The organism is Bradyrhizobium sp. AUGA SZCCT0177 (assembly GCF_018130125.1).
Taxonomy (GTDB): Bacteria; Pseudomonadota; Alphaproteobacteria; order Rhizobiales; family Xanthobacteraceae; genus Bradyrhizobium.
On sequence record NZ_JAFCMA010000057.1, the window covers coordinates 14,472 to 30,111 of the forward strand.

Annotated in this window: 18 protein-coding genes; 10 read left to right on the plus strand and 8 right to left on the minus strand. The window is 62.9% G+C overall.

Annotated features, from left to right (window positions below; all coding sequences use genetic code 11):
- Positions 1-226: 226 nt before the first annotated feature.
- Entirely contained in the window at positions 227-1,177 is a 951-nt protein-coding gene (locus tag JQ597_RS36315) for a hypothetical protein (RefSeq protein WP_212270185.1), read from the minus strand.
- 174 nt (positions 1,178-1,351) lie between these two features.
- Here JQ597_RS36315 and JQ597_RS36320 point away from each other — a divergent pair, with 174 nt between their 5' ends.
- From JQ597_RS36320 to JQ597_RS36330, 3 genes are all read left to right on the plus strand, one after another.
- Positions 1,352-2,068 carry an MgtC/SapB family protein gene (locus tag JQ597_RS36320; RefSeq protein WP_212270186.1) on the plus strand — a complete coding sequence of 239 codons (717 nt, stop codon included), beginning with the start codon at positions 1,352-1,354 and terminating at the stop codon, positions 2,066-2,068.
- A gap of 1 nt (position 2,069) precedes the next feature.
- Positions 2,070-2,492 carry a hypothetical protein gene (locus JQ597_RS36325; RefSeq protein WP_349628937.1) on the plus strand — a complete coding sequence of 141 codons (423 nt, stop codon included), beginning with the start codon at positions 2,070-2,072 and terminating at the stop codon, positions 2,490-2,492.
- Between the two features lie 244 nt (positions 2,493-2,736).
- Complete coding sequence (locus JQ597_RS36330; protein ID WP_212270187.1) at positions 2,737-3,477, plus strand: acetoacetate decarboxylase; 741 nt, start codon at positions 2,737-2,739, stop codon at positions 3,475-3,477.
- Positions 3,478-3,484: 7 nt separating this feature from the next.
- Here JQ597_RS36330 and JQ597_RS36335 read toward each other — a convergent pair whose 3' ends face one another.
- The 6 genes from JQ597_RS36335 to JQ597_RS36360 form a co-directional block, all read right to left on the minus strand.
- A complete protein-coding gene (locus JQ597_RS36335; protein WP_212036555.1) occupies positions 3,485-3,706 on the minus strand; it encodes a hypothetical protein in 222 nt (73 codons plus the stop codon).
- Between the two features lie 157 nt (positions 3,707-3,863).
- Positions 3,864-5,306: a homospermidine synthase gene (locus JQ597_RS36340; protein ID WP_212270188.1), complete on the minus strand. Its 1,443-nt coding sequence runs from the start codon at positions 5,304-5,306 to the stop codon at positions 3,864-3,866.
- Between the two features lie 48 nt (positions 5,307-5,354).
- Complete coding sequence (locus JQ597_RS36345) at positions 5,355-5,744, minus strand: RidA family protein (RefSeq protein WP_212270189.1); 390 nt, start codon at positions 5,742-5,744, stop codon at positions 5,355-5,357.
- A 94-nt stretch (positions 5,745-5,838) separates the two neighbouring features.
- The gene (locus tag JQ597_RS36350; protein WP_212270190.1) at positions 5,839-6,441 is read right to left on the minus strand and encodes a GNAT family N-acetyltransferase; all 603 of its coding nucleotides are present in this window, start codon (positions 6,439-6,441) and stop codon (positions 5,839-5,841) included.
- Positions 6,442-6,559: 118 nt separating this feature from the next.
- Positions 6,560-7,702 carry a type III PLP-dependent enzyme gene (locus tag JQ597_RS36355; RefSeq protein ID WP_192738179.1) on the minus strand — a complete coding sequence of 381 codons (1,143 nt, stop codon included), beginning with the start codon at positions 7,700-7,702 and terminating at the stop codon, positions 6,560-6,562.
- 708 nt (positions 7,703-8,410) lie between these two features.
- Positions 8,411-8,671, minus strand: coding sequence for a hypothetical protein (locus JQ597_RS36360; RefSeq protein ID WP_192738178.1), 261 nt, complete (start codon positions 8,669-8,671; stop codon positions 8,411-8,413).
- 211 nt (positions 8,672-8,882) lie between these two features.
- On the opposite strand from JQ597_RS36360, the gene JQ597_RS36365 reads away from it, so the two are divergent.
- The 7 genes from JQ597_RS36365 (at position 8,883) to JQ597_RS36395 (ending at position 14,828) form a co-directional block, all read left to right on the plus strand.
- On the plus strand, positions 8,883-10,973 hold the full coding sequence (locus JQ597_RS36365; RefSeq protein ID WP_212270191.1) for a M3 family metallopeptidase: 2,091 nt from the start codon (positions 8,883-8,885) through the stop codon (positions 10,971-10,973).
- A gap of 146 nt (positions 10,974-11,119) precedes the next feature.
- Entirely contained in the window at positions 11,120-11,737 is a 618-nt protein-coding gene (locus JQ597_RS36370) for a DUF1007 family protein (RefSeq protein WP_212270200.1), read from the plus strand.
- Positions 11,734-12,882 (plus strand): nickel/cobalt transporter, encoded by a 1,149-nt coding sequence (locus JQ597_RS36375; protein ID WP_212270192.1) that lies wholly within the window; start codon positions 11,734-11,736, stop codon positions 12,880-12,882. The genes JQ597_RS36370 and JQ597_RS36375 overlap by 4 nt, the downstream gene beginning before the upstream one ends.
- A gap of 44 nt (positions 12,883-12,926) precedes the next feature.
- Positions 12,927-13,577, plus strand: coding sequence for an aspartate/glutamate racemase family protein (locus JQ597_RS36380; protein ID WP_212270193.1), 651 nt, complete (start codon positions 12,927-12,929; stop codon positions 13,575-13,577).
- A gap of 156 nt (positions 13,578-13,733) precedes the next feature.
- Entirely contained in the window at positions 13,734-14,027 is a 294-nt protein-coding gene (locus JQ597_RS36385; RefSeq protein WP_212270194.1) for a nucleotidyltransferase family protein, read from the plus strand.
- Positions 14,028-14,029: 2 nt separating this feature from the next.
- Positions 14,030-14,389: a HepT-like ribonuclease domain-containing protein gene (locus JQ597_RS36390; protein WP_349628938.1), complete on the plus strand. Its 360-nt coding sequence runs from the start codon at positions 14,030-14,032 to the stop codon at positions 14,387-14,389.
- A 4-nt stretch (positions 14,390-14,393) separates the two neighbouring features.
- Complete coding sequence (locus JQ597_RS36395) at positions 14,394-14,828, plus strand: acyl-CoA thioesterase (protein ID WP_212270196.1); 435 nt, start codon at positions 14,394-14,396, stop codon at positions 14,826-14,828.
- 121 nt (positions 14,829-14,949) lie between these two features.
- On the opposite strand, the gene JQ597_RS36400 is transcribed toward JQ597_RS36395, so the two are convergent.
- A complete protein-coding gene (locus JQ597_RS36400) occupies positions 14,950-15,279 on the minus strand; it encodes a hypothetical protein (RefSeq protein WP_212270197.1) in 330 nt (109 codons plus the stop codon).
- Positions 15,280-15,640 lie beyond the last annotated feature (361 nt).

Consider the following 15,640-nt stretch of genomic DNA (forward strand, 5'->3'; position numbering starts at 1 on the left):
GCCGGTGCGTGGCGAGACTGGACCGAAGTGCATCCGCGATTGACGGTGCGCTCCCTCTCCCGCTTGCGGGCGAGGGTTGGGGTGGGGTGTCGCCACGAGTTACCCCGCCCGAGTGGAGAGAGCCCCCACCCGGTGCTTGCGCGCCGACCTAAGAGCGAGCTTCGCTCGTCTCGACCCCGCAAGCGGGAGAGGTCAAGCGAAACACGCGGCGTTAGCAAAAACCGGCCTACTTCACTTTCCTCCCGGCTTTGACGTAAGCCTCGATGTGGTCAAACGTCTTGCCGGCCGGTTCGAGGTTTTCGAAGGCCGAAGCGGCCTTGTTCATGTTTTCAGCGGTCTTGTCGCGATCCTTCGGGTCGGGTTTGAAGACGGCGAGCATGGTGAGCGCCGTCATATAATTCCCGAACGCCGCTTGCTCGGCCGCGAACAGGTTTTTCAGGCGAGGATCGTTCGCAAAAAAGCCGGTGAAGGTGTTTTTGATGCCGTCGTCGGCTGATGCCAGCGACTGCAACGCCCAAAATCCGCTCGCCAAAGTCAGCACGCGAAAGAATTTGGCGGGCTCGGTTTTGCACTGGTATTTGTCGCAGGCCATCTTGGCCATCACGTTGTCCCGGCCTTCCGCGGTCATGTTCGGTCCGAACTTGCTCTTCATGAATCCCATGCGCATGGCAATGCCCGCCATGTCGTCATCTGCGCTGGAGAAGTTTGCGAGGATTCTTTCAATGAAGGTGGTGTCACCGGATGCCATATAGGCGCCGATCAAGAGGTCGTTGTCGGCGGCATTCGACGACGGCCGCACCACGGCAAGTTTGGCAGGTTGGTTCTTTTCGATTTTCTGCAGCGTGGCTGTGATCTGGTTTTCCTCGGCAAATTTCTGTGCGTCTTCCATGAGGCCGGCGCCGTAGAGCGCCACGAGCTTCACCGATTTGACGTATGAAGAGGCTTCAAGTTGCAGGATGCGCTGCTTCTCCGCAGGCGACGTGCTGAAGATCTGCGCCAGGAATCCAATGACCGCGCTGGGATCGGCGTTTGGGCCGGCTCGCATTTGCGACAGCACGCTGTCGACGCAGGCGGGCTGCTTGGTGCGGTAATAGCCGGTCATGCAGTTCTGGTCCGCAGCCGCGGGCGAGCACTGAATACCGAGCAGCGCGATCGCGGCGTAAAGCATTCTTTTCATGACAATTCCCGATAAATTGGGCGAATCTGTTCGATCCGGGATCGCATCAAGCGCCGTTGCCCGCAGCGAAGCGGATCGTCGCTCGCACCTGACCCGGCGACCGTTAGTCGCCGGAACAGGCCAGATCGTTCAGGCTGTGATAGATTCGTCACCTCTCTCCCCTAGAAAACCGCCATGCGCTTCCTGACGACCTTCCAGATCGCCGATTTCCTCGACACTCTGGTCAGCCTAACCGCGGCTTTCGTTTTGGGCACCCTGATCGGCGCCGAGCGGCAATACCGGCAGCGGACCGCGGGCCTGCGCACCAATGTGCTGGTCGCCGTCGGCGCGGCCGCCTTCGTCGATCTGGCTATGCACCTGAAGGCTGCCGAAGGCGCGGTGCATGTGATCGCCTATGTCGTTTCGGGGATCGGCTTCCTCGGCGCCGGCGTCATCATGAAAGAGGGCATGAACGTCCGCGGCCTCAACACCGCGGCGACGCTCTGGGGATCGGCCGGGGTCGGAGCTTGCGCCGGCGCCGACATGGTGGCCCAGGCGGCGGCGCTGACCGTGTTCGTGGTCGCCGGCAACACCTTGCTGCGTCCGCTGGTCAACGCGATCAACCGCATTCCGATCGACGAACGCGCGTCCGAGGCGACTTACTACTTCAAGCTCGCGGTCAGCGCGGAGGCGTTGCCCGACATGCGCGACCATCTGGTCGAGCGACTGGAGAATGCAAAATATCCGGTCGCTGAACTCAATGTGGTCGAGCATGGCGATGACCTGCTGGAGATCGTCGCCACGCTGGTCTCCACCGCGATCGATCCCAACGAATTGAACGCGGTCGCGGTCGATCTGCAGCGCCAGCCCGGCGTTCGCCATGCCACCTGGGAAGTCTCGACCAAGGATTAGTTTGATTCTTGCCCGGTTCCGCACGCTGCGGGGCGCGGAACAATGCGCACCGCCGGCCGTTGTCATCGCGAACAACCATGCGGTGAACGATATGTCTGCCGATCAGAACAAGCGCAGCTACCGGATTGATTTTCTCGTTGCGGCCGCGCTGGTCACGACGGGCCTCGTGATGTCCGGTCTGTCGCTGGCCGAGCTGCGCGCGCGCCCGCCGCAACAAATGGCGCAGGCCACCCAGCCGCTGCAATCGACGCCGGGTGCGGAAACCAGGCCGTCGGTGCCTGCGGAGACGACGACCGGCACCCGGCCGTCCAACGTTCCGCCCGAACCGGCGCGTCCCGATGCCGAGGCGCAGAAGTCCGGCGCCCAGCCCGCGCTGCCGCCCGCACCGGCCGAGAAAACAGCCGAACCGATCAAGCAGAAGTAACCCTCTCGTCATTCCCCGATGCGCGATTGCGCATCTGAGGGCGCGCGGAGCGCGAGCCCGGAATCCATAACCACGATCGGGAGTATGGTGTCCGGGCCTGCGCCACGTGGCGCATCCCGGAATGACGAAGAGTTCTGACGCCGATTTGACTGCGTCTGCCGGTTTTACGGTCTCGCCTGTGCCATCAAGCTCCCCCATAATCGCCCTCATCGCGCGACCGCGCCGGCGACAGATGGGGCAGGCCATGAAGATCGACGATGTAAGACGAACCGCGTATTCGATGCCGCTGACCAACCCGTCCTTCCCGCCGGGGCCCTATCGGTTCTTCAACCGCGAATATTTCATCATCACCTACCGGACCGATCCGGAAGCGCTCGCCGCCGTGGTGCCGGAGCCGCTCGAAGTCGTTGAACCCGTCGTCAAATATGAATTCATTCGTATGCCCGACTCGACCGGCTTCGGCGACTACACCGAAACCGGCCAGGTGATCCCGGTCCGTCTCAACGGCGAGGAGGGCGCCTATACCCACGCCATGTATCTCGACGATGAGGGGCCGATCGCCGGCGGCCGCGAAATCTGGGGATTTCCCAAAAAGCTTGCGAAGCCGAAGATCGAAGTCGAGAGCGATGTGCTGGTCGGCTCGCTGCATTACGGCTCGGTGCTCTGCGCCTCCGCCACTATGGGTTACAAGCACCGCCCGGTCGATCATGACGCCGTGCTGAAAGGCATGAAGGCGCCGAACTTCATTCTCAAGATCATCCCGCATGTCGACGGCACTCCGCGGATCTGCGAACTGGTCCGCTTCCAGCTCGAGGACATCACGCTGAAGGAAGCATGGAGCGGTCCGGCCGCGCTTGGCCTGTTTCCCCATGCGCTGTGCGACGTTGCCCGCCTTCCGGTGCGCGAAGTGGTTTCCGCGCTGCACTTCAAGGCGGATCTGACGCTCGGGCTAGGGTCGGTCGCGTTCGACTATATGGCGAAGTGAAGTCGCGCTATTGCGCGCCCTTGAGCGTGCATGAGGTCGAGCAGGTCGTCATCACGCCGCGCTGGCAGGAGATGCACACGGCGATGCACTGCTTCAGGTCCTTGGGATTGTAGGAGCTGTAGAGCTTGCGGGCGCAGTTATCGATCGAGCCGGTGATGTCGTTGTTGTTGTCGGGTTTGCACCCGGCCAAAACGACCGCCGATAGCATGATTGCGATAAAGACGCGCATTTCCACCGCTCCACCGGGGGCGTCGCTGCGCAGAGACACAGGACGGCTCAAGGTCCTCTGAAAAGAGGTACCTTTCAGGATGGCGCGATTTTATTAAGCGAGCGTTACGGTGGCTGGAGGCCCCTGACGCTGCGTCGCATCAGGGGTGGAACCATACCTATCGCACCAGAATGTTGCGGAACTGCCAGGGATCGGAGGTATCGATGTCTTCCGGGAACAGGCCCGGCCGGTCCGAGAGCGGGGTCCAGTCGGTGTAGTATCCCTTTACCGGCCCGAGATACGGCATCTGGATTTCCAGCAGACGATCGAAATCCATCTCGTCGGCTTCGACGATGCCTTGGTTCGGGTTTTCCAGCGCCCACACCATGCCGCCGAGCACGGCGGAGGTCACCTGCAGGCCGGTGGCGTTCTGATAGGGCGCGAGTTTGCGGGTCTCTTCAATGGAGAGCTGCGAGCCGTACCAGTAGGCATTGTTGTCATGGCCGAACAGCAGCACGCCGAGTTCGTCGATGCCGTCGACGATTTCGTTCTCATCGAGGATGTGGTGCTTTTCCTGCATCTTCGCTGCGCGGCCGAACATTTCATGCAGCGACAGCACGGCATCGTCAGCCGGATGATAGGCATAGTGGCAGGTCGGCCGATAGATCGCCGTGCCCGATGCGTCACGCACCGTGAAGTAATCGGAGATCGAGATCGACTCGTTGTGGGTGACGAGGAAGCCATACTGAGCGCCGCGGGTCGGACACCAGGTGCGCACGCGCGTGTTGGCGCCGGGCTGCATCAGGTAGATGGCGGCGCCGCAGCCCGCTTCGTGGGTACGTGCGTTCTCGGGCATCCATTTTTCATGGGTGCCCCAACCGAGCTCGGACGGCTGCACGCCTTCCGACAGGAAGCCTTCCACCGACCAGGTATTGACGAAGACGTCAGGCTCCTTCGGCGACTTGGAGCGCTGGGTGTCGCGTTCGGCGATGTGGATGCCCTTGATCCCGGCCTGGCGCATCAAGTCAGCCCATTCGCCCTTGGTCTTCGGCTTGGGGGCATTGAGCTTCAGATCAGCGGCGACATTGAGCAGCGCCTGCTTGACGAAAAACGAGACCATGCCGGGATTGGCGCCACAGCAGGAGACGGCCGTCGTCGAGCCCGCGGGGCGCGCCTTCTTGGCGGCCAGCGTCGCTTCGCGAAGGGCGTAGTTGGAGCGTGCTTCCGGGCCCTTCGAAGAATCGAAATAGAAGCCGAGCCAGGGCTCGTTGACGGTGTCGATATAAAGAGCGCCAAGTTCGTTGCAGAGCTCCATGATGTCGGTAGAGCCGGTATCGACCGAGAGATTGACGCAGAAACCCTGGCCGCCGCCTTCAGTGAGCAGCGGGGTAAGCAAGGCGCGATAATTGTCCCTGGTCACACCCTGCTGGATGAATTTCACATTGTGCTTCTCGCAATGCGCCTTGCGGCCCTCGTCCTTGGGATCGATCACGGTGATGCGCGACTTGTCGTAATCGAGATGCCGCTCGATCATCGGCAAGGTGCCTTTGCCGATGGAGCCGAAGCCGACCATGACGATGGGGCCGGTAATCTTCGCGTAGGTCTGCGAGGCGGGGCTCATGGGATGGTTTCTCCGGAAAGTGCTGGCGGACAAATGGTGAGGGGTGGATCAGGCGCTGCGGCGCTTGGCGGTCACTTCGATCTCGATCTTCATCTCGGGCCTGTAGAGGCCCGCGACCACCAGAAGCGTCGCGGCCGGGCGGATATCGCCGAGAACTTCGCCGCAGACCGCGAAATGGGCATCCGCATCCCTGAGGTCGGTGATGTAGTAGGTCGCGCGGACAATGTCGGCCATCGCGAAGCCGCCTTCTTTCAAGGCGGCCTCGATGGTCTTGAAGCAGTTCCGTGACTGGCTCGTGACATCGTCAGGCATCGTCATGGTGGTGTAGTCATAGCCGGTGGTGCCGGCGACAAAGGCGAAATCGCCGTCGATCACGGCGCGGCTGTAGCCGGCGGTCTTCTCGAACGGCGAACCGGTGGAAATGAGACGGCGGGGCATCGGAACCTCGATTTGCGGCCTGATCCGAAAATAGCTGATTTGGCGCGGTTTAAGGGCTTTTCGCCGGACCGCGCAACCCCTCTGACGTGACGGCTCAGGCCGCGTGCGGCACGGTCTGCAGAGCCTTCTTCGCGCGAGATGCCTTTGCCTTGTGCACTGGCGCGCCCGACGCCGAGATCATGCCCCACGCGCCATCGAGCGCGCCGTCGCGCAGTTCGAGGCCGAGCAGGCGGTCGCGCTCGAACGGGCCGGGCAGCGACAGCTCGCCGGTCTTTTCGGCCGAGAAGCCGAACCTGACGTAATAGGGCGCGTCGCCGAGCAGGATCACCGCGCGATGGCCACGCGCCGTCGCCGCCGCGAGCGCGTGGCCCATCAGCGCGGCCCCGACGCCGAGCTGGCGGGAGGATTCCTCAACCGCCAGCGGGCCGAGCATGAGCGCCGGGATGCCCCCGGCGCTGACGTGCCACAACCGCACGGTGCCCACCAGTTTCCCTCGTGCCACGGCCGACAAGGCAAGGCCTTCGGCGGGCGCACGTTCGTCACGCAGGCGCTGGCAGGTGCGGTTAAGGCGATTCGCGCCAAAGCAGGCATCCAGCAGCGCTTCACGCGCAACGACGTCCGAAGCCCGTTCCGCACGGATCGCGAACGGAGCGGCATTCGGGGTGAGGGCGATAGTGGTCTTCCGCAAAGCAGTCATGGCACGTCAGTCCTCACTCAACGGCAGATCACGCCGCGGAGCGTTGTCTTAAAATTCGCAAAATAGGGGGTGGGAGCCGGCGCACCGGCTCCCGGTTAGTCAGGCCTCAGTGGCCAGTTCAGATGTGGTAGGTCCGCAGCGGCGGGATGCCGTTGAACGCCACCGACGAGTAGGTCGACGTATAGGCGCCGGTGCCTTCGATCAGCAGCTTGTCGCCGATCTCGAGCGTAACCGGGAGCGGATACGGCAGCTTCTCGTACAGGACGTCGGCGCTGTCGCAAGTCGGGCCCGCGAGCACGCACGGCGTCATCTCCGCGCCGTCATGCGGGGTGCGGATGGCGTAACGGATCGACTCGTCCATCGTCTCGGCGAGACCGCCGAACTTGCCGATGTCCAGATACACCCAGCGCACCTCGTCCTCGTCGCTCTTCTTGGAAATCAGAACGACTTCGGTCTCGATGATGCCGGCATTGCCGACCATGCCGCGTCCCGGCTCGATGATGGTTTCCGGGATCTGGTTGCCGAAATGCTTGCGCAGCGCGCGGAAGATCGACCGGCCATATTGCAGGACCGGAGGAACGTCCTTGAGGTACTTGGTCGGGAATCCACCGCCCATGTTGACCATGGAGAGGTTGATCCCGCGCTCGGCGCAGTCACGAAACACCGACGAGGCCATCGACAAAGCGCGGTCCCACGCCTTCACCTTGCGCTGCTGCGAGCCGACATGGAACGAGATGCCGCACGGCTCCAGGCCCAGACGCTTGGCGAGGTCGAGCACGTCGACCGCCATTTCCGGATCGCAGCCGAACTTGCGCGACAGCGGCCACTCGGCGCCTGCGCAATCATAGAGGATGCGGCAGAACACCTTGGCGCCGGGCGCGGCGCGGGCGATCTTCTCGACTTCGGCGGCGCAGTCGACCGCGAACAGGCGAATGCCGAGCGCGAAGGCACGCGCGATGTCGCGCTCCTTCTTGATCGTGTTGCCATAGGAGACGCGGTCCGGCGTCGCACCGGCAGCCAGCGCCATTTCGATTTCGGCGACGGTTGCGGTGTCGAAGCACGAGCCCATCGAGGCCAAAAGCTGCAGCACTTCCGGCGACGGGTTTGCCTTCACCGCGTAGAACACGCGGCTGTCCGGCAACGCCTTCGCGAAGGTCTGGTAATTGTCGCGCACGACTTCGAGGTCGACCACGAGGCACGGCTCGGTGTCCTGGCCCTCGCTGCGGCGGTTGCGCAGGAATTCCTGAATACGTTCGGTCATAGCACTCTCCCAAACGGCCCAGCGACGGGGATCCGTTCAAAAAATTGATGTCGGATAAGAGCGCTCCGGCCACATCGCGCGATGGAGGCGCAACGAAGCCAAAAGACTCAGATCAGACTGTGCTGCCGTGGATTGGTTGGGAATTTCCCGCCCGCACACCTGGCAATGAAGGACAAGCCTTTTCAGTAGCCCGCGCCGGCGTTGGAATGCCGGTAGAGACCAAAAAAGCCCGATCCGTCGTTGCTTTAAGTCGCGTCCCCCGTTGAGAGCGGGGTGCGCCGGTTCGCCTCCGGCTGCCAGTCACGGTTGCAAAAGATGCAGAGACCTTCAACGGCATCTCTTGAGAGAGATGCTGGCCTCCCAGGTTTTCACCTGAGCGACCCTCGGTTCTTCATCCCTTGGCGGCTGTCCGGCCTCTTGTCCGGATACCTACCGACTGACACACGACCACAGGCACGTGCGAAATTGGGCAAGGCTGGAAATAAGGCTTTTGAATCTGTGACGCAACATTTTTTTTAGGCTGGGGACAAGTTTCCGCGCGCGTACTTACAAAATGGTTCTCGGCACGCGCTGAGCGACGTCGAGAGAAGCGCCAGCGCGGTCAAACATGAACGGCTGTTAAGATTTCCCGGGGAAATTACGGAGTGTTGTCGCGTGAAGTGCGATCACGAAAGCGGCTGTGCCGCAGTGATTTCTTGAGCTCGCGCGTCAGCTGCGTTTCCAGAACGGCTCGATGCGCTGAGCTTGGCGGATGAAGCCGACCATGATCACGACGCCGATGCCGAACATCACCGCCTGCAGGATGTGCGCGCCGGTGTCGGAGAGTCCAAGCAGGATCGCGAGGGCCCAGCCGCCGGCGAACGCCGCGCCGAACACCTCCGCGCCGATCAGGATCGCCGCCGAGATGACGGTGATGACGCTCGGCCAGATGATCTCGCTCTTGGCGCCGGAAGAAGGCTGCATGCTCATGGAAACGGATCCTGTTGGGTGGGCGCAATCTCTCCGAAAAGGCCCCCACTATCAAGCTTAAAAGGCCCAAAAATGCCGTATCGCGTGATATAGATTGACGCATCATTCAGAGCGTTTTCGAGCCGAAGCGGGATAACGGTTCGCGTGAGGGAAACGCGTCAAAAACAAGGCTGGAGCCCGAAGCGGCTTCAGCGCGAAAGCGGGATTTGTGATGTCGGAAACCCAGCAAAATGCAGCCCCTCCGGAAGCCCCGGCAAATCCGCTGCTCCGGCCGTGGCAGACGCCGTTCGAGACGCCGCCCTTTGCCGAAATTCTCCCTGAGCACTTCCTGCCGGCTTTCGAGCAGGCCTTTGCCGATCACGCCGCCGAGGTCGCCGCCATCACCCACGATCCCGCGGCGCCGGACTTCGCCAACACCATCACGGCACTGGAGCGCTCCGGCAAGCTGCTCTCCAAGGTCTCCGCCGTGTTCTACGACCTGGTGTCGGCGCACTCCAACCCGGCGATCCTGGAGATCGACAAGGAAGTGTCGCCGCGGATGGCGCGGCACTGGAATCCGATCATGATGAACGCGGTGCTGTTCGGCCGCATCGCCATGCTCCACCACAACCGCGCCACGCTCGGCCTGAGCAGCGAGGAGATCCGGCTGCTGGAACGCACCTACACCAACTTCCACCGCGCCGGCGCCGGCCTCGACGAAGCCGCCAAGGCGCGCCGGGCCGAGATCAACGAGCGGCTGGCCGAGCTTGGCACCTCGTTCAGCCACCACCTGCTCGGCGATGAGCAGGACTGGTTCATGGAGCTTGGCGAGGACGACTGCGGCGGGCTGCCCGAAGCCTTCGTCGCCGCCGCCAAGGCCGCCGCCGAGGCGCGCGGGATGCCCGGCAAGGCGATCGTGACGCTGTCGCGCTCTTCCGTGGAGCCGTTCCTGAAGAGCTCCGATCGGCGTGACCTGCGCGAGAAGGTGTTCCGTGCCTTCACCGCCCGCGGCGACAATGGCAACGCCAACGACAACAACGCCACCGTGGTGGAGATCCTCGGGCTGCGCGAGGAGGCCGCCAAGATCATGGGCTTCCCGACCTATGCCGCCTACCGCCTGGAAGATTCCATGGCCAAGACGCCCGAGGCGGTGCGCAGCCTGCTGGAGCGGGTCTGGAAGCCGGCGCGGGCCCGGGCGCTCGCCGACCGCGACGCGCTGCAGGCCATGATTGCGGAAGAGGGCGGCAATTTCGCGCTGGCGCCGTGGGACTGGCGCTACTACGCCGAAAAGCTGCGCCAGGTCCGCGCCAATTTCGACGACGCCGCGATCAAGCCGTATCTGGTGCTCGACCACATGATCGAGGCCGCCTTCGACTGCGCCACCCGCCTGTTCGGCGTCACCTTCTCGGAACGCAAGGATATCCCGGTCTGGCACCCGGACGTCCGGGTCTGGGAGGTCAAGGGCGCCGACGGCAAGCACAAGGCGCTGTTCTATGGCGACTACTTCGCCCGGCCGTCAAAGCGCTCCGGCGCCTGGATGACCTCGCTGCGCGACCAGCAGAAGCTCGACGGCGAGATCGCCCCGCTGGTGATCAATGTCTGCAATTTCGCCAAGGGCGCCGACGGCGAGCCGTCGCTGCTGTCGCCGGACGACGCGCGGACCCTGTTCCACGAGTTCGGCCACGGCCTGCACGGCATGCTGTCCAACGTGAACTATCCCTCGCTGTCCGGCACCTCTGTTTTCACCGACTTCGTCGAGCTGCCCTCGCAGCTCTACGAGCACTGGCAGGAGCAGCCGCAGGTGCTGCGGCAGTTCGCAAAACACTACCAGACCGGCGAGCCGCTGCCGGACGAACTGCTCACCCGCTTCCTGGCCGCGCGCAAATTCAACCAGGGCTTTGCCACCGTGGAGTTCGTCTCCTCGGCGCTGATCGACCTCGAATTCCACACCCAGCCGGCCTCGGCCAGCCGCGACGTCGGCGCGTTCGAGAAGGCGGAGCTGGAGAAAATCGGCATGCCCGCCGAGATCGCGCTGCGGCACCGGCCCACGCAATTCGGCCATATCTTCTCCGGCGACCATTATGCGTCGGGTTATTACAGCTACATGTGGTCGGAGGTGATGGACGCCGACGCGTTTGGCGCCTTCGAGGAGGCCGGCGACATCTTCGACCCCGCCACCGCAAAACGCCTGCACGACGACATCTACTCGTCCGGCGGCTCGCGCGACCCCGAGGATGCCTATGTCGCGTTCCGGGGCCGGGAGCCGGAGCCCGACGCGCTGCTGCGCCGCCGGGGCCTGCTCGAAACGCCGGAGGCGGCGTGAGTTCCTCGTCGTCCCTGCGGACGCAGGGACCCATAACCACTGATGTCCGTTGTGAAGGAACGCCTTTGCCACACTGCCAAAAAGAGACGACACGGCGTATGGGTCCCTGCGTTCGCAGGGACGACGTCTTGCGCGTGCTGTTCGGAATGTTGGGCTTGATCGTCGCGTCGCTGCTCGGCGTTGCCCCAGCCCAGGCACATCCGCATGTCTGGATCACCGCCAAGAGCGAGGTGGTCTACGCGCCTGACGGCTCGATCTCAGGCGTGCGCCACGCCTGGACCTTCGACGACATGTTCTCGACCTATGCGCTGCAGGGCATCGAGACCAAGACCAAGGGCGTCTACAGCCGTGAGGAGCTGGCGCCGCTGGCGCAGACCAACATCGAGTCGCTGAAGGAATTCGGCTACTTCACCTTCGCCAGGGCCGACGGCAAGAAGGAGAGATTTGTGGAGCCGGTCGACTACTACCTCGAATTCAAGAACGACGCGCTGACGCTGCATTTCATGCTGCCCGCCAAGACGCCGTTCAAGGCCAAACAGGCCGCGCTGGAAGTGTTCGATCCCGCCTACTTCATCGATTTCAAGTTCGAGGAGAAGGACCCGATCAAGCTGGTCGGCGCGCCCGCCGACTGCAAGCTGCAGTTTCTCAGGCCCAATGACGGCACCGCCAATGCCCAGCGGCTCAACGAAAACAATTTCATGAACGGCGACAATTCCAACTATGGCGCCATGTACGCCAACAAGATTCTGGTGGATTGCCCGTGAGGCGCTTCACCCACGCGCTCCTGATCGGGATCGTCGTACTCGCCGCCATTGTCGCGGTCGACGGCGCCTTGCACGTCCTGCTGGCGCAAAACCCGTTCGGCGGCCCGCGGCCGGCCAAAGCCCCTGAGCCGCAGGTCGGCGGCATCGTCGGCTGGCTCCTGGCCAAGCAATCGGAATTTTATCGCGAGATGTCGGCGACCATACGCGCCGCCAAGTCCGACGGCTCGGCGGTCTGGACGCTGCTGGCGATCTCGTTTGCGTACGGGATATTCCACGCCGCCGGTCCCGGCCACGGCAAGGCCGTGATCTCATCCTATCTGGTCGCCAACCATGAGACCGCGCGGCGCGGCATCGTGCTGTCGTTTGCATCCGCGATGCTGCAGGCGCTGGTCGCCGTGCTGATTGTCGGCATCTGCGCCTGGCTGCTGAACGCCACCGCCAAGACGATGTGCGGGGCGGAGAAGGTGATCGAGATCGCGAGCTACGCTTTGATCGCGGCGTTCGGCGCCCGGCTGGTCTGGACCAAGGGCGGCGGTTTTATGCGCGCGCTGCAGGCCAAGCCAGTGCCCGCGATGGCCACCGCCACGGCTGCGGCCAGCCATCAACACAATCATGGCCACGATCACCATCACCACGATCACCACCATGAACATCATCACCATGCCCACGCGCACGCTGACGCCCATGCGCACGGTCATGCCCACGCGCACGCTCATGCTGACGCTCATTCTCACGCAGACGACCACGTCCATGACGAGCATTGCGGCCATTCCCACGGCCCGACGCCGGACCAGCTCGCCGGTCCCGGCGGTTGGCAGCGTGGCCTCGGCGCCATCTTCGCCGTCGGCCTGCGGCCCTGTTCGGGCGCAATCCTGGTTCTGGTGTTCGCGCTGGCGCAGGGCCTGTTCTGGGCCGGCATCGCCGCGACCTTCGTGATGGGCCTTGGCACCGCGATCACGGTCGCGACCATCGCCATCGTCGCGGTGTCCGCGCGAGGTCTCGCCGAGCGCCTCAGCGCCGGCCGCGAAGGCGGCGGCGCGCTGATCATGCGCGGCATCGAATTCGGCGCGGCGGGCCTCGTGCTGCTGTTCGGCCTCGGCCTCTTGTTCGGTTATCTCGCCGCCGAGCGGGTGACGTGCCTGTGACCCGTTGGCTCATGCGGGCTACTTGCTTGAATCGATAGAGGGGCATGCGCCGCATCCTGCTGATCAATCCGAACAGTTCGGCGGCGACCACCGCCATGATGGTCGGCATCGCGCAAGCGGCTGCGGCCGGCGCGTGTGAAATTGCCGGCGCGACGGCGCGACGCGCACCGCCGATGATTGTCGAGCCCGATGCGCTTGCCGCCGCGGCCGACGAAGTCGTCGAGATAGCCGTCTCGAACGATGGCAAGTACGATGGTTTTATCGTCGCGGCGTTCGGCGATCCGGGCCTTGCGGAAGTCCGGGAACGATGCCGGACGCCGGCGGTCGGCATCGCTGAATCGGCATTTCGCGAAGCGTCAGCCGGCGGGCGGTTTGGGATCGCCACGACGACGCCGGCATTGAAGGCTGCCATTGATCAGCGCGTCGCCTTGCTGGGGCTGTCGGCGCAGTACACCGGCCTTCGGCTAACGTCCGTGGACCCCTCGGAGTTGGTCAAGGACAAGGATCGCCTGCGCGACGCGCTGGCCGATGTCGTGCGTCACTGCATTAACGATGACGGCGCAGAAGCCGTCATTATCGGCGGCGGCCCGCTGGGCGAGGCTGCGCGCGAACTGAAGTCAATGTTCTCTGTCCCGATCATCGCGCCCATTTCCGCAGCGATACGGTCAATTCTTGCGATTCTGGCGCCGAAGTAATGGCGGCGCTACGCGGCGTAATTGGCTCATGCCGGATCATGCTCGCGCTCCTGCGTTGGGCGGAGAGAAGAGATTAGAAGGTTAACGGCCAGGAGCAATGCTGGCGCGAAACCGAAAGACGTGGAACCAGCTGCCCGGATTTGCTACTATGCTGCTATGGAACGCGACGAAGCCATTAGCCGGTTGCGGCGGCACGAAGCCGATTTGAAGCGGCTTGGCGTCGAACATCTTTACATGTTCGGCTCGACGGCGCGCGGCGAGGCTAACCATGATTCCGACGTGGACCTCTTTTTCGACTATCAAAAGGGCAAGCTCGGCGTGTACGAACTGATGGACGTGAAGGAATACGCCGCCAGCATTCTCGGTCGGAAGACAGATATCATGACGCGCGACAGCCTGCACAAGGCGCTGCGGGAAGCGATAGAAGCAACAGCCGTCCGCGTGTTTTAGTGGTGGCACGTTCGCTCATCCCCCGCTTAACGGACATCATCGAGGCGATCGAGCGCGTCAATGGCGTATTGGCGAATGTGTCGCTCGAAGCATTCGAAAACGATTGGCAGCGACAATGGCTCGTCGAGCGCGGTGTGGAGATCATTTCCGAAGCCAGTCGTCATCTTACGGATGACCTGAAGGCGCGCAATCCGGAGATCCCATGGCAGAAAGTTGCGGGGATCGGCAACGTATTGCGCCACGACTACGAGAGTATCGCCGCACCCGTCCTCTGGAAGCTGGTTCAAGCTGATTTGCCGGCATTGGAAAAAGCCTGCCGCTCCGAGCTCGCCGCGGAAGAACGGCGGCTTTCCGGGAAATGATCAAATGTCACGCGAGCAGTTCTGGTTCTTCCACCCGTTTCGGGTGCGCTATTCCGAAATCGACGGTCAGGGCGTTGTGTTCAACGCGCATTATTTGACCTATTTCGACACCACCATCACCGAATATTTTCGCGCGCTCGGCTACGACCAGTATGCCGACTCCCGAAAGACCGGCATCGACTTCCACGTCGTCAAATCGCTGATCGAATACAAGGCGCCGGTGCTGTTCGATTGGGAACTGGACGTCGGCGCGCGGGTGGCGCGGATCGGCAATTCAAGCCTTACCTTCGAGCTCGCGATCTTTCAGAAGGACGGCCATGAGGCGCTGGTGACCGGCGAGATCGTCTGGGTCTATACCGACCAGAAATCCCATCGGCCGGTCCCGATCGCGCAATCGATCCGCAATTTCATCGCGACGCGGGAGCGGCATCTGGGCTAGAGCTTCGGTTCTGTTGGAATCAGAACCGAAGCTCTGGACTCTTGTTTTGACGCGTTTTCTTCACGCGACCGATGCCCACCCCCGGATCAAATCCGAGAGCATGCTTCGCTCGAAAACGCTTCTAGAGCGAATTGAGGATGATGAGCCCGATCGCCAGGATGAGCAGAACCCACCATATCTGGACGGCGATGGCTACGAAGCCGAGGACGGCCGCGATACCTGCCAGCAGCTTTCCTTCCTTCATGATGATCGCGACGACAGCGAAAGAGATGGCGATCACGCCGAGCGCGGCCGCCCCCGTTGAGAGTATCTCGTTCCAGGTCGCCTGACCGACGAGCCCGGAAAGATAGATCCCCGGCACCAATTGCGTCAGCGCCGAGACCAGCAGCGCCAACAGGCCTGTCACGCTGCCGATAATGCTGAACCGGCGGGATTGTACGGCACTATCCATCACAGTATCCATCACATGAAATCTCCCGCGCCGCCTTGGAGCGAGCCGCGCTTGTGCCTTGGTGTGATACAGCCGCTTGAAGGTTCAAACTGAGCCGCCTGACCCCGGACAGGCAAGCAAAGCTGCGGCAATTTGGCCCGACGGGCAAATCAGTTCTGGTTTTCGGAAAACGTGTCAAGCCCCAGAATGAAAAATATTTCGCGTTCCCAGAAAGCAAATCAGGTGCATATCTTTGCCCATCCCGTCCCACTCAGAGGGCGTCGGCCGTCGTCACGGACGTTGGGCGGGTTGCGGTGGACGCTGGTTTACGCCTCGACGACGGCGTGGATAAGCGTACGGCAAAACCGTGTGGTCCTGGCAC